Source organism: Proteiniphilum sp. UBA5463 (assembly GCF_002427225.1).
In the GTDB taxonomy this organism is placed as follows: Bacteria; Bacteroidota; Bacteroidia; order Bacteroidales; family Dysgonomonadaceae; genus Proteiniphilum; species Proteiniphilum propionicum.
Map to the genome: position 1 here is coordinate 38,985 of NZ_DIQL01000053.1, position 19,879 is coordinate 58,863.

Here is a 19,879-nt window from a genome sequence, read left to right on the forward strand (position 1 = left end):
TAGCAGAGGAGGTTGTTTCCAGGTCAGAACGGATAACCGATGGCGAAGTGGAAAGCAAAGTCTCTCCGGAAATCGGGATTGAATAAGGTCCACCGTGAACCCTTGCTTAATGCAGGATTATGTGCTTTCATGCCACCATCAACACGGATAAGCAGGAAGTTGAGGTCGAACCGGATTCCAAGGCCATATCCAACAGCCAGTTCCTTGTAGAAATCTTTCCACCTGAACAGCCCGCCCGGCTGTTCTACATAATCTTTTACGGTCCAAATATTTCCGGCATCCACAAACCCGGCCAGCTCTATCAGCTTATTCATTTTACGGCGGTACTCCAGGCTGAAGTCGATCTTTATATCACCAACCTTGCGTCCAAAATCGTGACCCAGAGAATCCCGGCTGTAGCTACCCGGGCCAAGGGTACGGGTGTTCCATCCGCGTACACTGTTGGCGCCTCCGCCGAAGTATCGTTTTTCAAAAGGCAGGATGGTGGAATTACCGTAAGGATAAGCCATTCCCAAAGCCAAATGAGCAGCAATGGTTCTGTTATCGTTGAATGCGTATGAAGCAGATATATCAAAATCTCCCTTCACGTACTCGGAATAGGGTAATTTGAAAAAAGACTCAAATCCCTCTTCGTTCTTGCTGCCACCTCCAAAACTGGTCACTAAACGAGGTAACCACCCTGCAAGCTCTACCCCTGAACGAACACGGACAGGAATGACCGGCATTGCTCCTCTTGAGATGCGGTTATAATTAGTGTAGGTTATATTGTAGGCTGTGCGCATTATAAGTTGCTCATCGTAGCTGTATCGCAAAATAGGATTGGCTTCTTCGCTCAGATACAAATCCTTGAACCTATCTGACGACCAAGGCATCCTTACGTAGGTAATGCCGACAGGTTCCAACACACTAAGAAGCTTCCAGTCCATCGAAGACCATTGAAAACGAGATGACAGATTAAAAAACTGCCTCAGGTACTCGGGCCTCTTCTGAAAGTTGGTGCCCACTGAAAACTCCGTAGATGCTGATGGCCTGTCTCTTAACTGATTCATAAGCCAGGGGAGCAGCAGTTGAGGAATTGAAAGAAACACCTCAGCACCATATTCATAGTAGCTCTTGTCGATAAGGTTAAGGCTGTCGGTAGCTCTGATAAATTCGTAGGCAGCATTCAGCCTTACGCGGAATGTCTCACCTCCCTTAAGGAAGTTGCGGTGTTCATACGTAATGTTGCTGGCCACTCCAAGGTCACCCGCAGAATTGGTTCCATCAACACCAAACTGCATGAAGTGCAGATTTCCCGGAAAAAGGATAATCCTTGAATCAATATATGCTGAGTCGTTACGCTCAGCAGTAGACATATTGATGGAGGTCTGGCTCACCGGGCCCATACCGTTTAGAGAGGCGTAGGTTCTCTCAACCAACCTGTCGGAATAGAGCCGACCGGGACGTAAAAACATGTTGTAATAAATAGCCTGGGGACGAAGAAAGGGATCTTGCCCGGAGATGATCTCTACACCCTTGATTTGCACAGTATCGAGAAGATTGTGCCTGGCTGAATCCTCAAGAAGAGCCGGATCGACACCATTGATAACTGTAATATTCCTCATAGTGTACTGCTGATGCCTGGTTGTGTCAGATGGATTATTCAAGCCCAGTACAACATCCACCTGATTGCTACCTACGGTGGTGTCGGCAATAAAATAGAAATTATCCTTCAAAAAATTGTAATATCCCCTGTTTCTGAGGACAGTTGTCATTCTCTCCCTTCCAGCTTCCAATACGGAAAGGTCGAAAATGTCCCCCTCTTTCATAAGGTCCAGCCTCCGGTTCTCAGACAGCAGATTATGTATAGTCGTATCAACTGAACTGACAGTATCTCTAAAAATGCGGATTCGGTGAGGCTCATTAAGCGTTACGTCATACCTCACCTCGGCTTTTTTGCCTCTCTTTACGACATTTGTATCCACTTCAGCGTTCAGATAGCCCTTGTTGCTGAGATGAAGGCGTATCTGTTCCGAAGAGACAACTGTTAGTTGTTCGTTGTATAATACCGGAGGTTCGCCATACTTGAGCAGCTGCCTTCCAAACCATGTGGAATCATTCTCGGGAATATTGTACATATGCAGTTTTATTTTTCCGAGAATAGGCATCGATGAGTTGGGTTTCTGCCTGAGATAGGGTTTCAGTTCGGAGGTTCCGATACCTCTCACTTCTGATTTCACACTTACCTTGTTGAGAAGATAACTCCCCTCTGGTACTTTTTTGGTCACACTGCATGAAGCAAGTGCCACCAAAGCAAGCAGGCATATAAATTTTCTTTTCAGATTACTCATCATCCTCTTTTTTTCTGACAACCCTTAAATCAAAAAGGTCTCTGAACGATTTCGCCTCCCTGGTTACCACAACTCCTATTCCCTGTGTAGTGGGCGTTCGGCGATAGAACCTCTCGTTTGCCCTGTTGAACGCTTTTATCATAAACCAGTTATTAATATCGTACTTAAGCTCAAACTCTCCCATAAAGGCTTGCTGACTTGCCAGCATGCTTTTATCTCCATAGCTGAGGTTGGTGGAGATATGTAAACGGTCGTTAAGCAAACTTGTAGATACGTCAACACCCATTCTCACATTATCGAAGGTTCCATCTATCGATTCCAAGTTTGTACTGATAGACCAGTTATCACTTAATGCGCCGGCAAACAGCGCGTCAAGCCCTTTGGAGAGTGTGCTTGCAGCGAATTTGGTGAACATTGACGACCCGAAATTCATATCTGATGATCCTTCAGACGGGATAAAACTTCCGGTGGTAGCAAGATAAGCAAACTGCAGAATCTTTGTCTCCTCGTTGTTTATAAAGCTGTTTACTCGGAGCTGAATATCGTTGGAGCTTTCGGGCAGCTCTATATCGTATTGCAGATCCATGGCTTCAAGATCTCCCCTGATAAGCAGCAGCGCGTTCACCGGCACTCGCGTGTTTGCCAGCTCTGATGCAAAAGTGTTGCTGAGTGCCGCAAGGTCAGCTCTTACAGGAAGGTAAGCGGTTATATTGAATTGAGTATTCAGCGGATCGCCCTCCATGGTTAGCATACTGCCTTCGCGTATGTTAAAGTCGATGGTTCGTAGATTCTGTAGATTGTAATGGAATTTTCCGCCGTGTATTACATAGTCACCGTAGAGACGTACCTGAGGAGTGGATCTTGAGTTAAAGTTGATGTTCAACTCACCCTCTCCGCTTGCTTCAAGCGCGTTTCCGGTGGTAGGATCCAGAACGACACCCATCTCTAACAGCTGGTTCAGATTCAGTGTCGCCCTCATTAAAATGGGAATTCCCGCCGAGGTGGTCGTATTGACAATATCTAAGGGAGTGTTGTCTTTACGTAAAAACGACAATGAATCAATCTTTTCGTTGCTGTTGACATAAACAATGCCGCTATACTCCGTAGCACTGGCCGTTTGCGGAAGTACCACCATGACATCGGACTTACTGGAGCTCGTTAAGTTCCCATCTCCATATATTCCTGATGGAGACCCGGCCACATTCAGTTCTCCCGAAAGTTTAAGAGTACCATAAACCATCTGATCAGTACGGCCTGGGTTATTAAGCAGAGTAAAGTCGTTGAACCGTATACCGGCATTATATACCACTCGCCCGAAATTAGTATGCGACAGGTTCACGTTCAATATTGCGGTATGTTTGTTCTGGTCGCGAATGACCAGATTCCTGAGCCCAACGTTGTCTCTGCTTATCTCTATTGTGTCCGATACATGATATGTTACGTTTGTATAAGCCACCTTCATAACTCCCTGGTCTATACCCACCCATCCTTCAGTAACCGGTTCCGACAATTTTCCGGTGATATGAATATCGGAATTGAGATGCCCTGAGAGTTCACTGAAGATATTGGCTGTCAACGGTTGAATGGATTTCAGGTTGAACTCATCAATCTTAAAATTCACATCCATGGGTAACGGACTCTGATCACCTGTGGGTATATAGCCGGTAATATGAAGCTTCTTTTCATTTTTATTCTCAAGAAAAGCGTTCAGGTCGAGTCCGTTGTAAAGATTATCCCAGTTCCCTTCTATCCGCATGGTCCCAATGGTATCCTTATGAACTGTGATGTTTTCGATGCGAAGGCCTTCGGTACGTATTATAGGGGTTTCAAGAGCCTGACGAACAAAAATCTGACCATTTATAGAGCCTGAGAACCGGGATATGTTAAACCCGGCCAAAATATTCGCCAGCTCAGTATTGTTGAAATATATCCTTATATTATCGGCTTCACTTCTTGAAGCTACTCCGTCAATACCAAGCATAAGCATATTCTGTTCACGGATACCGAAGTTATTTATAGCGATGCGATCTTTGTGGTAAGAGATTGTGGCATCGTTCAAATCGATCTTCTTATCGTTAAACATTACTGTAACAGGGTGAAGGCGGATATTAGAAGCAAGTTCATCGTTACGGTCGCGGAGGAACGCCATTGTCACCAGTAATTCGCCGTTAGAGCGAGTGTTAGCCTGCTTCAGATCGTACGTGAGCAGGTTTACCACCGAATCGAGAGAGGCGGTGCTGTTTAGCCTGGCGTTGACATACCCGCTGTTCTGGACGAGGTAGGAGTTGACGTTCAGCCCCATTCCCGACGAACGCCTGTTGTTGATATCAATTTTAGTCTCGCGCACATCTTTATTACCGAACATCAGCCGCGGGATATAGGCTTTTATTTTTACTGATTCATCTTCCCGCATATTAACCTTGCCACTAATAGTAGCCGGGTCCACGTTGTAAAAAGGTAGCGAGAATGCATAGGAGATATCCTCCGTATTATTCAGCGAGATATTAAATTGAAAGTTGTTTCTGACAGCTTCTGTGCCAGGCACATTATCTTGTTTATTCTCTTTCTCAGTAATTACCGAGGGCAGATGATGACGCAACACCTGCATCAGCTCCTTGCCAATAGTGGAAAAATAGTAATCGCCAGTCACCTCGGCTTCAACAAAAGAGGAGAGGATCTTCAGTCTTTTCCCCTCACCCTCATCAGGAAGCGACTGCAGATAGACAGCACCGGGATTGTAAATAAAACTACTGTCAGCAAGGGAGATGTTGTCAATTACCGCGGTTCCTGTCATATCATCAATAGAGCTGCCAGAAAGGTCGCTGTCTATAGTAAGGCTAATGAATGGATCTTTCCAACCCTTCACATCAATAAATGGCCTCAGGTCGAGACGGCCTATGTTGCCATTCACGACAAAGCCTAAACCATCACCGAAAGTAATATCGCCGGAGAGGTCGATCTTATTGCGCTCTGTATCTGTAAAAATGCTTCCTTTGACATTATTTCCACTGTAAGTGCCGTTAAAATGAAGATTGTTGTAAAGGTAGTCTCTGAACACTACCGATTCAACATCTCCTTCAGCAACAACAGTGACCCCTGAATTATGAATGACAGAGACCTTTGCTTCTGCACGCATGGTTGTGTTACCCACGCCGGGCCCTTCTCCAATGATGTTCGCTACCTGTATATTGCCGGCGGTGACAGGCCCTTCAAATATGAGTCTACTGAAGCTGTCGGTCATGCGGCCTGTTCCCCTCATAGTAACGTCGCCTTGTTGAGTTAAAGCAGAACCGTCATACCTGAAATAGCCCAGTTTACCCTTTGCTTTCATCTGCAGCTTAATATCGCCCAACGCCAGCAGTTGTACAGGGGACTTATACTGAATTGCCCCGATACGGATAAACGCTTCCAGATCATCCTGGGTGATTTCCAGTGAACGTATATCTAAGTCGATGTCGCTATTGTTGAAATTGCTGAAATCGGCAACAGATCCTGACAGTTTAATCTGTGTTCCAGAGCCATAATGAAAGCTGAAACTGTTAATTTTTGCCATTGGCAGCTGCCCCGTAGCATCTACTTCGAAAGAAAAAGGCTTATCCAAATGTGCAAAGCGCTGTGAGAAGATAGCCACATCCTTAAAATCTGTCTGTTCGCTCTTCGCTTTGACTGAAAACTCTTTTGTTTTTCTGTTAAAACGTGCGCCTGTGACCTCTATACGTGTATTATTGAGTGCCAGTATAACCTTACCTGATGTTATAGTTTCTCCCTTTGCCAGGGCATCGGCCTTAAGATCGCTTATGGTAATCCCTGCATTATTTTCGGTAAAACTGAGTAGCCTCACAGCGGCCTGCATATCTTCAATGCTGAGGAAATCTGCTTTCCCACTGAAATTCAAATCGCGCACATCTATGTGGTTTGCATTGAACTGCCCGGGTGTTTGAGGGACCGAAAGGATGTTGTAACTGAGCCGTCCATCCTTCAACTCTACATCTTCAGCCATTATATGCCAGGATTTTTTTTCTTTTTTAACTGTTGTTGTATCCTTTTCTTTGGCAAAAGTGTCGATTATAAACTGGAAGTTGAAAGGATCGTCGGGTGTTTCACGGTAAATATCTGCCACAAAATTTTCCAATCCCACTTTACGGACAGAGAGCTTGTTCCTCAGGAGGTCCATTGCATGGATACGGACTGTTAGCTTTCCTGCATAGAGCAGCGTATCCTGCTGTTGATCTTCCACATAAAGCCCTTTCAGCTCAACGGTATTGAAGAGCCGGATACGAATACCTTCCAATCGGGCTTCGGTGCCGATGACAGGCTCTAATTTCTCCAACGCAAAATCGGCAGCATGTTTTTGTACAGCAGGAATGCTGAAAGAGATGAAAAGTATTATATTTACAAATATAATACTGATAACGACAATAGCGAGTATGCGGGCAAATTTTGCAACCAAATCAATATAAACGAATAGGTAATTTACAACGACTCTTTGTTGATGCAATATTACAAAAAAAGGAGGTAAGAGTGGAAGTAAGTGGAATTTTTAACCAAAAAATAAGGTTATTTGGACTTTTTCCACAAAAGTGAACTGTCTCCATAGCTAAGGAACCTGAAATAGTTGTTTAATGCATAGTCGTATATTTTGCGCCAATCGTCACCAACAAAAGCAGCGATTAGCAAAAGTAATGTGCTTTGAGGCTGGTGAAAATTGGTGATAAGAGCATCGGGGTAATGAAATTCATAACCGGGAACAATAATTATACGCGTGGCAGCAAGCAGACTGTCACTATGTGTACGCTCCAGATAATGGCGAATACTCCTAAGAGCATCTCCGGGGGTTATGCTTGCATTATCTATATCATTTTCATAAGGCTCCCACTGATTAACACTGAGCTCATGCATAGGCAATTCAGGATTATCATGTAGTTTCCTGCCTATATAGTAGAGGCTCTCCAGAGTACGCATGGAGGTAGTTCCCACCACAATGAGGCTTCCTTTGTTGTTAAGAATCTTATCAATGGTTGAAACGGGCACCGAAATAAATTCAGAATGCATCTCATGGGCGGCGACAGTACCCGATTTAACCGGTTTAAAGGTGCCTGCACCCACATGAAGGGTTACCTCTGCGGTTTGAATGCCCCTTTCCCTTATGCGTTCCAGTACTTCCGGAGTGAAGTGCAGACCGGCCGTTGGTGCCGCTACTGAGCCCTCTATCCGGGAATAGACTGTCTGGTAGGTCACATCATCCTTCGCTTCAGACGGACGATTAAGATAGGGAGGTATAGGCAGCTTCCCCGCCGCTTCAAGTATCTCCGAGAATGTATATTCACCGTTATTCCATGAAAAATCGACGATCGTTTCCTGTGCAGGGTTGCCGGTTTTTTGAGCTGTAAGCCTCACTACATCACCTTTCAGAGGGATATCCATTGTCAGTGGCCCGCTCTTCCATCGTCTGGCATTTCCGATCATACATTTCCAGGAACAGTGCTGCCGCTGCTGAAAACTCAGTGCATAGTCGGCCGGGTACAGAGGTGAAAGACAGAAAACCTCAATATGTGCACCTGTCTCCTTGCGGAAAAGAAGGCGGGCGTGGATTACCCGGGTGTTGTTGAACAGAAGCAGACTGTTGTCAGGCAGCTGACCTGGTAAATCGGCAAATGGCAACGATGTTATCCTCGAACCTCGGTAAAGCAAAAGCTTTGATGCATCTCTATGCTCAAGAGGGTATTTGGCAATTTTTTCATCAGGAAGAGTATAGTTGAAACGGGATATCTGCAGTTGTTGGATTTTATCCTTTTTCATTTTTTTACAATCGTAAAAACTATTTTTCGTAATTATTAATGCATTTATTCCACAAAATTAGTCAACTTTGCAACAGGTAACAAAATTATCACACCCTAAACAGGCTTTTCCATGGAAAATTTGCCTGAGGTACGGATTAATTACACCATAGAAAATGAACAAATTATCAGTAGGCGACAATGTACGTTTCCTCAACACAGTAGGCGGAGGAACAGTAAAAGGTTTTTTAAACAAGCAACTTGCGGTTGTGGAAGATGAGCATGGATTTGATGTGCCTGTACTTATATCGGAATGTGTGCTTGTGGAGTCAGCAGGAAACGAAAAGTTAGGGCAAGCCCCTGAGGATCAAACGGTATTGCAGAACAAAAAACCTTCTCAGGATAATATGGCTGTATCATTCAAACCGGTTGCTAAAACAGAGAATGCAGAGATCCCTGAAGAGACTCCTGAGGGAGAAAACATTACTGTATGCCTGGCCTTTCTGCCTACAGATATGAAAAATATTAACACTACACCTTACGAGTGTTATTTCGTGAACGACAGCAACTACTATCTCTTTTTCAACTATATGAGCAGAGAGAACAACTCCTGGAAAAGCCGTTACAGCGGCTCGGTGGAGCCGAATACCAAAATTTTCATAGAAGAGTTCGACAAATTTGAACTGAACAACTTAGAAAAGGTATGCGTGCAGTTTATTGCGTTCAAACACAACAAACAGTTCAGGTTCAAGAATCCATGTTCGGTGGAACTTCGAATTGACACTGTGAAGTTTTACAAGCTGCACTGTTTCCGCGAAAACGACTATTTCGAAGATGATGCGCTTATATATTATGTTATGCAGGACGACCTGCCTGTGAAGGAGATTCTTGTCTCTGCCGGCGACCTTGAGAGGATTGTAAAAGAGAAGGGACAGATAGAAAAACGCCCCAAAAGACAGCGCATCGAAAAAAGAAAAAAAAGTCCCGTAATTGAAATTGACCTGCATATTGATGAGCTACTTGATACCACAACGGGAATGAACAGTGCCGATATATTGGAGTATCAGTTAAAGAAGTTTAACGAAGTGATGAGTGAACACATAAACGATAAAAACCGAAAAATTGTATTTATCCACGGGAAAGGCGAAGGCGTTCTTAGAAATGCCATCATAAAGGAGCTGAAGAAGAATTATCCAAAATGTTATCATCAGGATGCTTCATTTCAGGAATACGGATATGGAGCAACAATGATAACCATTAAGTAATAAAACAGAGAACAAAATGAAAAGAGTTATCTTAATCTTTATGGCGTCGGTACTACTTACCGGCTGCGATCTCATTAGTAGAATCGGGGGTGCCTACCAGCTCTCTCAGAGCGAATACCGATACCATTCGCTCGATAATATACTTGTGGCAGGGATAAACTTGGGTAATGCCTCAAGCATATCGGTCTCAAACCTGGCATCCATAGCCACTGTCCTTGCGGGAGGCTCAAGCAGGCAGAACATACCTTTCAGCATGACGCTCAATATGGATGTAACAAACCCTAATACAGCAGCTGCTTTCCTTGATGCGCTGGATTACACAATTCTTATCAATGAGATGGAGTTTGCTACGGGAAAAATGGATATTCCTATCCGCATTGAACCGGGAGAGACAAAGGTGGTACCTATACCTGTTAGTATCGACCTGAAAAACCTGATGAACCGCTATTCGCAGGACAGGGTTACGAAGGAGATGAGTGACTTCCTGGGAATAACCCCCAACTCAACCTCAGTGACGGTGAAGCTGTGGCCTAAGCTTACAGTAGGCCGAAAACTTGTAAAAGTACCGGCCGCCATACCCATAATATTTAATTTTGGCGGGAAGGATTAGTCTATTTACGGCAGACACGTTGTCTGACGACATGGAATTGGATTGAACTTCGTAAGATGACCTCGGGATTGATTTTTTCAGGCATATGGTGTCTGACGACATGGCAATTGTAAAAGTGTTTGAAAACAGCTGTTTTGCTATTTCCCGGAATTGTTTTTATAGCTATCTTTGCGTAAATGATTTTCTAACTCTAATTCCACCTTATGCAATCAATTAAAGAGCTCTACAGGATAGGTAACGGACCATCGAGTAGCCACACCATGGGACCTAAAAAAGCAGCCTCTCTGTTTGCTGAAGCAAACCCCGATGCCGGGCGTTTTGAGGTGACACTTTATGGAAGCCTTGCTGCAACCGGAAAAGGTCACCTAACCGACATAGCTATATTAAGTGTACTTGAACCTGTTGCACCGGCCACCATTGAGTGGTTGCCAAAGACGTTCTTGCCTTTTCATCCTAACGGACTTAAAATAGAGGCATATGACAGCAACGGAGAGCTGATGGACGTGCAGACGGTATACAGCATAGGAGGCGGCACCCTTTCCGATGGAAAAAATACGATCGGACTCTCTGAAAACGAGGGAAAAGATATATATCCGATGACCACAATGACAGAGATAATGGAGTGGTGCGAAAGGACAGGCAAAAGCTATTGGGAGTACGTGGAGGAGTGCGAGGGAAAAGATATATGGGATTATCTGGGAAAAGTATGGGATGTAATGAAAGCATCCGTAAAGCGGGGACTCGATAATGAAGGGATACTGCCGGGACCGCTTAGCCTCCACCGGAAAGCAGCAAGCTACTTTATAAAAGCCAAAGGCTATAAGGCATCATTACAATCTCGCGGATTAGTGTTTGCCTACGCACTGGCGGTATCGGAAGAGAATGCCGCAGGCGGTGAAATTGTAACGGCGCCCACATGCGGCTCCAGCGGCGTGGTTCCTTCGGTGCTCTATCACCTTGAGCAGATTCGTGAATTCAGCAAAAACAGAATGCTGCGTGCATTGGCAACTGCTGGGTTATTTGGAAATATTGTAAAGAAAAACGCATCTATCTCGGGTGCCGAGGTGGGGTGTCAGGGAGAAGTGGGTGTTGCCTGCGCTATGGCTGCCGCAGCTGCCAGCCAGCTTTTCGGAGGTAGCCCCGCTCAGATAGAATATGCTGCCGAGATGGGACTGGAGCACCACCTGGGGATGACCTGCGACCCGGTTTGCGGACTGGTACAAATACCATGCATAGAACGAAATGCCTATGCTGCAGCGCGTGCGCTGGATGCCAACCTATACTCTTCGTTCACAGACGGAATTCACCGGGTATCGTTCGACAGGGTGGTAAATGTGATGAAAGAGACCGGGCACGATCTACCATCTTTATACAAAGAAACGGCAGAAGGAGGCCTTGCCAAAGGCCATACATTCACCTGAAAGTTTAATAAAACAAGCAAGCTCATTGCTCATAAGCTTATGCCAAAGGGCATACATTCACCTGAAGGCCGGAAATACGGGATATGACTGCAGTCACCGGTAACAACAGATTTTTTTTCCTCTGTTCATACTTTTCCCGGAATTTTACCGTTATATTAACGGTATTACGTAATTAAGCTGCATTGTAAAAAAAATGATAGACTATATTAAAGGCGATGTCGCCGAACTAACACCGGCCTCCGTAACATTGGAATGCGGAGGTATCGGTTACCAGATGAATATTTCACTGAACACCTACGGTGCCATTCATGAAAAGCCGGCAGCCAAACTCTATGTGTATGAATCTATTCGAGAAGACGCACATGTTTTGTTCGGCTTCATGGATAAACATGAACGGGAACTGTTCTTGCACCTTATAAGCGTTTCTGGCGTAGGGCCAAGTACGGCCAGGGTAATACTCTCATCGTTCAGCTCAAAAGAGCTGGAGGTTATTATCGCTAATGAAAATACAGCAATGCTGCAGACAGTCAAGGGTATAGGAGCAAAAACCGCACAGCGGATAATCGTGGATTTAAAAGACAAGATCAAGATAACCGATGAGAGCGGTATAGTTAAACCGTTTTCAAAAAGCGATCTGTCGGAGACAGGCCATGCTGCAGTCTCAGCCTTGGTGATGCTGGGGTTTGTTCAGACAGCCTCAAACAAGGTGGTATCAAAAATTATAAAAGAAGCACCCTCACTACCGGTAGAAGGTGTTATCAAAGAGGCATTGAAGAGATTATAACAACAGCTGGTTACGTAATACACATTTTTGAATTCAAGAATCGTATATTGCTGTTGTCTCTCTGAAAAAAACTGTTTACATATTACTCCTCTATATTCTGTTCCCCCTGAATGGAATGCCAGTTTATTTTGCTTATGCTAACAGCACAGTTTTACCGCCCGACAGCGTTGAGACTGGGCTCATGCCAAAAGATACTGCTGCCGTAACACTGCCTTTTAATCGGCAGGGGCTGCCTGTTAGACTGCAAAATCCTTCTAATGTTGTAACGGAAGTACGCTACGATTATCGCTCCAACCTCTATATCTTTGAATATAAGGTGGGTGATGCAGTGATAAACACTCCCGTCACCATGACTCCGAAAGAGTATATGGAATACCGGTCGCGACAGATGCAATCGGACTATTTCAGAGAAAAGAACTCCCTTAACCGTGACCGTTTAAGGCCATCCTCACGATACTCGTCACTCTCAGGTATTCGCAAAAGGACAAATCAGCCAGGGACAATTTTCGGCCCTGGGGGCATAAGGTTCACTGCACAGGGATCTGTAGAGATATCAGCTGGGATTAAACGGGATTTTACCGGTAATCCGGGCATTCCGCAACGGTCACGAGTAAGAAATATATTCGATTCAGACCAGCAGATAAAGCTAAATATGAATGCCAAAGTGGGGGAAAAGATAAATTTCGATATCAATTACAATACCGATGCTACCTTTGATGCAGATGCAAAACAGATAAGGCTTGCTTATAAGGGTGATGAAGACGAGATAATTAAAAATATTGAAGCGGGAAACGTTAACATGTCCACAACCAACTCGCTTATTGACGGCGGAGCAGCGCTGTTGGGCATAAAATCGGAACTGCAGTTTGGTAAACTGCGGGTAAATACGGTCATCTCTCAACAACAGTCGGAATCACAAACCGTTAATACCGGCGGTGGGGTACAAACTACACAATTTGAGCTTAACGCCGACAAGTATGATGAGAACCGCCATTTTTTCCTGGGACATTACTTCCGCGATACCTATGATAATGCATTGGCAAAGCTCCCTTATGTGCAGTCATCGGTATCCATAACAAGGATGGAGGTGTGGGTGACCAACAAACGAGGGGAGTATGACAGGGTTAGAAATATTATTGCATTTGCCGACCTGGGGGAACACAATAACATACATAACCCGATGTGGACAGCGCAAGGCTCGTCAGACGTTCCTGACAATATGTCCAACACCATGTATGGCGAGCTTGTCTCTAACTACCCCGGTGCACGCAATCTGAGTGAAACGGAAAACACCCTCCCCGGCAGCATCGTCCCGGGCACGGACTATGAAAAGCTGGAGAATGCGCGACTCCTGAGTCCCTCTGAGTACAAATACCGCCCTCAGCTTGGATATATCTCCCTTAACATGCCGTTACAGCCTGATGAAGTGCTGGCAATTGCTTACGAATACACATATAATGGCAGGGTGTACCAGGTGGGAGAGTTCTCCGGTGAAGTGGGAAGCGTTTCTGCAGGTAACGGCGACAGGCAAAAGGGTGCCCTGTTTGTTAAACTGCTGAAACCTGTTTCGTTCTCTCCACGGTCCCCGGCATGGGGGCTGATGATGAAAAACATCTACTCCATAGGATATGGAGCATACAATGTGCAAAAGGATCGCTTCAGGATGAATGTCACATACCAGAGCGATTCCTCAGGTATCTATATGAACTATCTACCAGGGAGTGGTGTAGACGACAAGCTGCTCCTCACCATAATGAACCTCGACAGGCTTGACTCACGCAATAATCCCAATCCCGACGGGATCTTCGATTTTCTTGAAGGCTATACAATAGACAGCGAAAACGGCTGGATTATATTTCCTGTTACTGAGCCGTTCGGGTCGCATCTGAAGAAAAAAATCGATAACGATGCCATTGCCCGCAAATATGTATATCAGGAGTTGTATGATTCAACGCTCACCGCAGCACGACAGGTCCCCGAAAGAAATAAGTTCCGTTTGAGTGGCGAGTACAGAGGCTCTTCCGCCCATGAGATAAACCTAAACGCAGTGAATGTGGAAAGGGGTTCGGTAAGGGTCACTGCCGGCGGTATCCCCCTTACCGAAGGTGTTGATTACACGGTTGATTATCTCTCAGGTATTGTAAGCATCATTAACCGTTCAGTTCTTGAATCGGGAACACCTGTGAGTGTAACTCTCGAAAACCGCCTTATGTCGCATCTGCAACGCAAGACACTGATGGGTATCAACCTGTTATACGATTTTTCAAAGGACTTTTCAGCAGGAGTCACGCTGATGCACTACTACGAGAAACCACTAATAATGAAAAGTGCTTACGGAGACGAATCTGCAAAAAATACGTTGTGGGGGGCAAACCTTTCCTACAGAAGAAAGTCGTATGCGCTAACCAACCTGATTGATATGCTGCCTTTTGTGGATGCTACAGCACCTTCTCAACTTTCGGCAAACCTGGAGTTTGCTCACTTGATTGCCGGACACTATAAAAACAGATACACGGGCGAATACTCCTATATTGATGATTTTGAAAGTTCATCGACGAGCATCGATCTTCGTACACCCTACTCCTGGTCACTCGCCTCCACTCCGCTTAACAACACGTCCTCAGGACTGTTTCCGGAGGCGGCACTCTCTAACAATACCGATTATGGAAAAAACCGCGCGCTGATGGCATGGTTCTATATCGATGGCATCTTCACCGGAAGGAATTCGAGCCTGACGCCTGCTCATATCAAAAACGATCACACCCAACTCTCCGACCACCGGGTAAGGGAGATATTTGAGAGGGAGATTTACCCCAACAGGGATGCCTATTACGGACAGCCAGCCACCATTCCTGCACTTAATATCTCCTACTATCCTAACGAACGGGGACCTTATAACCTTGATAGTAATGTGGACGGTAAAGGAAATCTACTCAATCCGGAACAACGTTGGGGTGGTATCACACGACGAATGGATACCCGCGATTTTGAGGCAGCAAACATTGAATATATTGAGTTCTGGCTGATGGATCCTTTTGTGAATGACACGCTCGGCACTTCAACAGGTGGCGACCTCTACTTCAACCTTGGTGATATATCGGAAGATGTGTTGAAAGACGGAAAAAAGTTTTTTGAGAATGGGTTGCCTGTTGATGGCGATACTACGGCAGTGGGATACACAGTATGGGGTAAATACCCGAAGCGGCAGTCCACAGTTTATGCCTTCGACAACTCTCAGGGGATGGAAGCACGACGGTTGCAGGATGTAGGGCTGAACGGACTGAGCAGTGAAGAGGAGAAAGTGTATCCATCATATGCCAACTACCTGAACGAACTTCGTCCCCGGTTATCGGGTGAAACTATTTCAGCAATGGAAGCCGACAGCCACTCACCGTTAAACGACCCTGCAGGGGACAAATTCCGCCATTATAGAGGGGCGGAACAGGATCGCATGCAGATGAGCATACTCGAGAGATATAAATATTTCAACGGCACTGAAGGCAATTCACTTGCATCTGATGAAGATGCACGCTATTCTTCAATATCGCGTTCCACTCCTGATGTGGAGGACATAGATAACGACAATACACTCAATGAGAATGAATCATATTATCAGTACAGGGTATCGCTTAGGCACGAAAATATGGAGACGGGAAGCAACTTTATTGTCGACAGGCGTGAAGTGAGCGTGAGATTGCGGAACGGACAGGACGGGAAGGTCAATTGGTACCAGTTTAAAATACCTGTCAGGGATTATCAGCAAAAGATTGGCAATATAAATGGGTTCAACAATATCCGGTTTATGAGAATTTTTCTTACCGGCTTTGAAGAACCTATCTTTCTAAGATTCGCCACACTTGAACTGGTACGTAGTGAGTGGAGAAGTTACACGAAAGATCCTGTAACAGGAGGAGAAGTCACAGGCACAGGTAGCCTTGACATTTCAACAGTGAACATTGAAGAGAACGGCAATCGCACACCGGTAAATTATGTTTTGCCTCCGGGGGTTACACGTATTCTTGATCCGGGACAACCTCAGCTCAGACAGGAGAATGAGCAGTCGCTTTCTATAAAGGTACAAGATCTTGAGCCGGGGGCCTCCAGGTCGATCTACAAAAACAGTATGTATGATATGCGCCGCTATAAAAGGCTGCAGATGTTTGTACATGCGGAGCAGCTGCCGGAAGTCCCCGGCACATTACAGGATGGGGATCTTTCAATATTCTTGCGTCTGGGGTCGGACTACAGGGATAACTTCTACGAGTATGAGATACCTCTGCTAATTACTCCTGAAGGGCAGTACAGCACCAATAGCCCGACCGGGCAGAAGACGGTATGGCCACTGGAAAACATGTTCGATTTTCCTCTTGAGCTGTTCACCGGCCTGAAGCTGGAACGTAATGCAGAAAAACACCGTAGTGGTGGTGCTGACTATTATATCCCCTACTCGCTTTACGACCCGGATAAACCGGGAAACAGGATAACCATTATTGGTAATCCTTCGCTGGCAGAAGTGAAGGTGATGATGATTGGCATCAGGAACCATTCTGACAGGAATCAGTCGGGGGAAGTATGGATAAACGAGCTACGCTTAAGCGAGTTCGATGAAAAAGGAGGTTGGGCGTTTCAGGGAAATATGCAGCTGGCACTGTCAGATATCGGTACTGTCGCCTTCTCTGGAAGAAAAGAGACAGCCGGCTTTGGTGCTCTCAGCAGGAGCCTTTTGCAACGACGCAACGATGACTATTTATCAATGCATATGTCTTTTAATTTGGAGTTAGGACGTTTTCTTCCAAGGCAGGCAAAGGTGACGGCACCGTTTCAATACTCCTATTCAGACCGGACATGGACCCCGCTCTACGACCCATTTAACAGAGATATCCTGCTCTCCGAATCATTGAAACAGTCCAAAAACAGGCATCATCGCGATTCTATTCAAAACATCTCAACTACAAGTTCTATAAACAAAAGCATTAGCCTGAGCAATGTAAAAGTAAATATCAGTAGTAAAAACCCGATGCCATACGATCCGGCCAACTTAAGCTTCACCTTTGCCAGGAACATTAATGAACTTCACAGCCCTGATACCGAGTACGCAACGGTACTCGATTACCGGATACAGGCGGACTACGAGTACTCCCCTTTAATGAAATCCCTGGAGCCTTTTAAAAATATAAAAGACAACTCCGGATGGCTGAAACCGGTTAAAGCGCTATATTTTAATTTACTCCCAAACAACATCAGAGCAGGTTCACTGTTAGTGCGTAATTATCAGGAGAAACAGCTCCGGAGCCTCAATGCCCAAGGAGATGGAACAACACAGTCGCAACGGCAATACCTTTCGTTTAGCCGCAATTTCTTTTGGGACCGGGATTTTTCCATCACGTGGGATCTGACGAGAAACCTGAAAGCATCGTTTCATTCGGGTACGATAGCCGAAATTGAAGAGCCTTATCTGCAAGTGAATAAAAAGATTAACCGGAGCGATTATGAAATATGGAAGGATTCTGTGATCCACAGTATACGTGAGCTAGGGAAACCACTCAACTACGAGCAGGCGGCCAACGTTACATATATCCTCCCGTTCGCTCATATAGCACCGCTTGACTGGATCAGTTCGAGTGCAGCATATAACTCCCGCTACCGGTGGGAACGCGGAGCTGTTGTCGATGATGAAAATACAGGCAACTTTCTACAGAACGATTTTGCACTTTCAGTAAACAGCAGGTTCAACCTGGTGTTGCTATACAATAAGATTCCTTTCCTGCAGAAGGCGAACAGTATTTTTAACGGAGGGGCGGGACCTATGCAGGCGGACATCTCTCCGGCGGAAGGAAGTACTCCCGGTTACGACATTGCAAGTTATGCCATGAGAGCAGTGATGATGGTTCGCAGTATCAACCTGAATTTTGGATACATGACACGTACCAGCCTGCCTGGATATGATAAGATGATTGGCGACATTTTCGGCCAACATAACGGTGCTGACGGGCTGCTTCCCGGATTGGGGTTTGCCTTCGGATTTGATGGCGGAAAGAGATTCATAGAGAGAATGAAAGAAGACAACCTATTGGTAATAAACAAAAACAATATTACACCCGCCATAAGTAACCGGACAAAAAATATGAGACTGGAAGTTTCCCTGGAACCTTTCCCGGGATTAAAAATCGACCTTAACGCTCTCTACGAGGATAATCGGCGTACAGAATTTCAATTTATGTTTGAGGAGATGCCTGTGGTTCACGGTGGCAGTTTTGCAATGACTACCATCTCCCTCTCATCAGCATTTGAAAACCAGAGAGCAGGTAAAAACTACTTCTCAAGTACATTCGAGAGGTTTCGGAAAAACAGGGAGGCTATCGCATCAAGAGTAAGGGGCCAATATGAACTTTCACACTACCCTTCCAGTGGATTTCTGGCTGGAAGCAGCTACGCAGGACAACCGTTTGACCCGGCAACAGGTGATGTTAACATTAACTCAGCCGAGGTGTTAATCCCTTCATTACTGGCAGCATATACAGGCAAGGGTCCTAACAGCGTGGAGCTTACCGCCTTTCCCGGCATGAGGTCGCTGTTACCAAATTGGGACATATCGTTCGACATGATGTCAATATTGCCTGAACTGGGTGAGCATGTGAAGTCGTTAAACCTTGTTCATCAATACATATCGCATTACCGTGTTGGTTCGTTCTCATCTTATCTCAGCTGGGTGCCGGCAAACGATGATGGTGACCTGGGTTACATACGTGACGCCCTCTCAGGATCTCCTATCCCCTCAACACCATACGATATCTCAGCGGTAACCATTACAGAAAGCTTTCACCCGCTTATTGAGGCAAACAGCATACTGAGCAACAATATGAATGTAAGCCTGAGGATAAATAGGACAAGGGCGCTGAACCTGAATATCCCTTCATACAGGATAGTGGAGATGAATGATAACGATATTGTTGTTGGAATAGGCTACCGCATTGCCGATTTTAACCGGATAGCAGGATTCGGGTCAAACTCAATGCAAAGGGTCAGAAACAGTCGGTTGCCGGGAATAGCTGGAGAGAAAGGCCAATCTCACGCCTCCAAAACATTCAGTAACACTCTGAATCTCCGTTTCGATGTCTCTCACAAAACCACGAGTGCTCTTATCAGAAAAATTGAAGACGGTTTTACTCAGGCTACAAGCGGAATAAAGACCATAACTATACGTTTTACTGCAGATTACGAATTAAGCAGGGCTCTAACACTGCGTGCATTTTACGACAAGTTGATAAATACACCACTTGTTTCATCATCATCCTATCCGGGAGCAACAACAAATGCGGGGGTAAGTTTGCGGATAAACCTTATTCAATAGCCGGGTTCATCGGGGTTGAAGCATTGAAACTGGCAGAGCGAAGTATTGAAACTGGCTAGGTATAACATTGAAACAATCTGTATGAAGTATTAAAACTGGCTGGGTGAAGCATATTCATATAGAAAGATGGTTTACCCGGCAACCAAAAATCATACAAAGGTGTTATATGAAAAAAGAGATGGCTGAGAAATACTGAAAATTAGAATAAAAACCGCTATTTTATCTTAATTAATGTTGCAAAACGGGCTTTCCTGCGTTTTTTTTTAATTTTAAGAGGATATGTTAAACAAAAAAGTCGTTTATTTGTTAAATTAAAATGAACAAAGACGATCTTTGAAATA

General features: G+C 45.1%; 8 protein-coding genes. 5 read left to right on the forward strand and 3 right to left on the reverse strand.

The window, feature by feature from the left end:
- Window positions 1-23: 23 nt before the first annotated feature.
- The 3 genes from B3B27_RS09025 to B3B27_RS09035 all read right to left on the reverse strand — a co-directional run bounded on the left by B3B27_RS09025 (window position 24) and on the right by B3B27_RS09035 (window position 8,129).
- The gene (locus B3B27_RS09025; RefSeq protein WP_238865735.1) at window positions 24-2,333 is read right to left on the reverse strand and encodes a BamA/TamA family outer membrane protein; all 2,310 of its coding nucleotides are present in this window, start codon (window positions 2,331-2,333) and stop codon (window positions 24-26) included.
- Entirely contained in the window at window positions 2,323-6,780 is a 4,458-nt protein-coding gene (locus B3B27_RS09030; RefSeq protein ID WP_286847305.1) for a translocation/assembly module TamB domain-containing protein, read from the reverse strand. Before B3B27_RS09030 ends, B3B27_RS09025 begins: the two co-directional genes overlap by 11 nt.
- A 107-nt stretch (window positions 6,781-6,887) precedes the next feature.
- Complete coding sequence (locus B3B27_RS09035) at window positions 6,888-8,129, reverse strand: S-adenosylmethionine:tRNA ribosyltransferase-isomerase (protein ID WP_238865730.1); 1,242 nt, start codon at window positions 8,127-8,129, stop codon at window positions 6,888-6,890.
- Between the two features lie 154 nt (window positions 8,130-8,283).
- On the opposite strand from B3B27_RS09035, the gene B3B27_RS09040 reads away from it, so the two are divergent.
- From B3B27_RS09040 to sprA, 5 genes are all read left to right on the forward strand, one after another.
- A complete protein-coding gene (locus tag B3B27_RS09040) occupies window positions 8,284-9,372 on the forward strand; it encodes a DUF2027 domain-containing protein (RefSeq protein ID WP_286847308.1) in 1,089 nt (362 codons plus the stop codon).
- A gap of 16 nt (window positions 9,373-9,388) precedes the next feature.
- Window positions 9,389-9,982, forward strand: a complete 594-nt coding sequence (locus B3B27_RS09045) for an LEA type 2 family protein (RefSeq protein WP_238865726.1) — start codon at window positions 9,389-9,391, stop codon at window positions 9,980-9,982.
- Between the two features lie 203 nt (window positions 9,983-10,185).
- Complete coding sequence (locus B3B27_RS09050; RefSeq protein WP_238865724.1) at window positions 10,186-11,403, forward strand: L-serine ammonia-lyase; 1,218 nt, start codon at window positions 10,186-10,188, stop codon at window positions 11,401-11,403.
- 193 nt (window positions 11,404-11,596) lie between these two features.
- Window positions 11,597-12,187: a Holliday junction branch migration protein RuvA gene (ruvA, locus tag B3B27_RS09055; RefSeq protein WP_238865722.1), complete on the forward strand. Its 591-nt coding sequence runs from the start codon at window positions 11,597-11,599 to the stop codon at window positions 12,185-12,187.
- Window positions 12,188-12,302: 115 nt separating this feature from the next.
- A complete protein-coding gene (gene sprA, locus B3B27_RS09060; RefSeq protein WP_286847309.1) occupies window positions 12,303-19,538 on the forward strand; it encodes a cell surface protein SprA in 7,236 nt (2,411 codons plus the stop codon).
- Window positions 19,539-19,879: the final 341 nt, after the last annotated feature.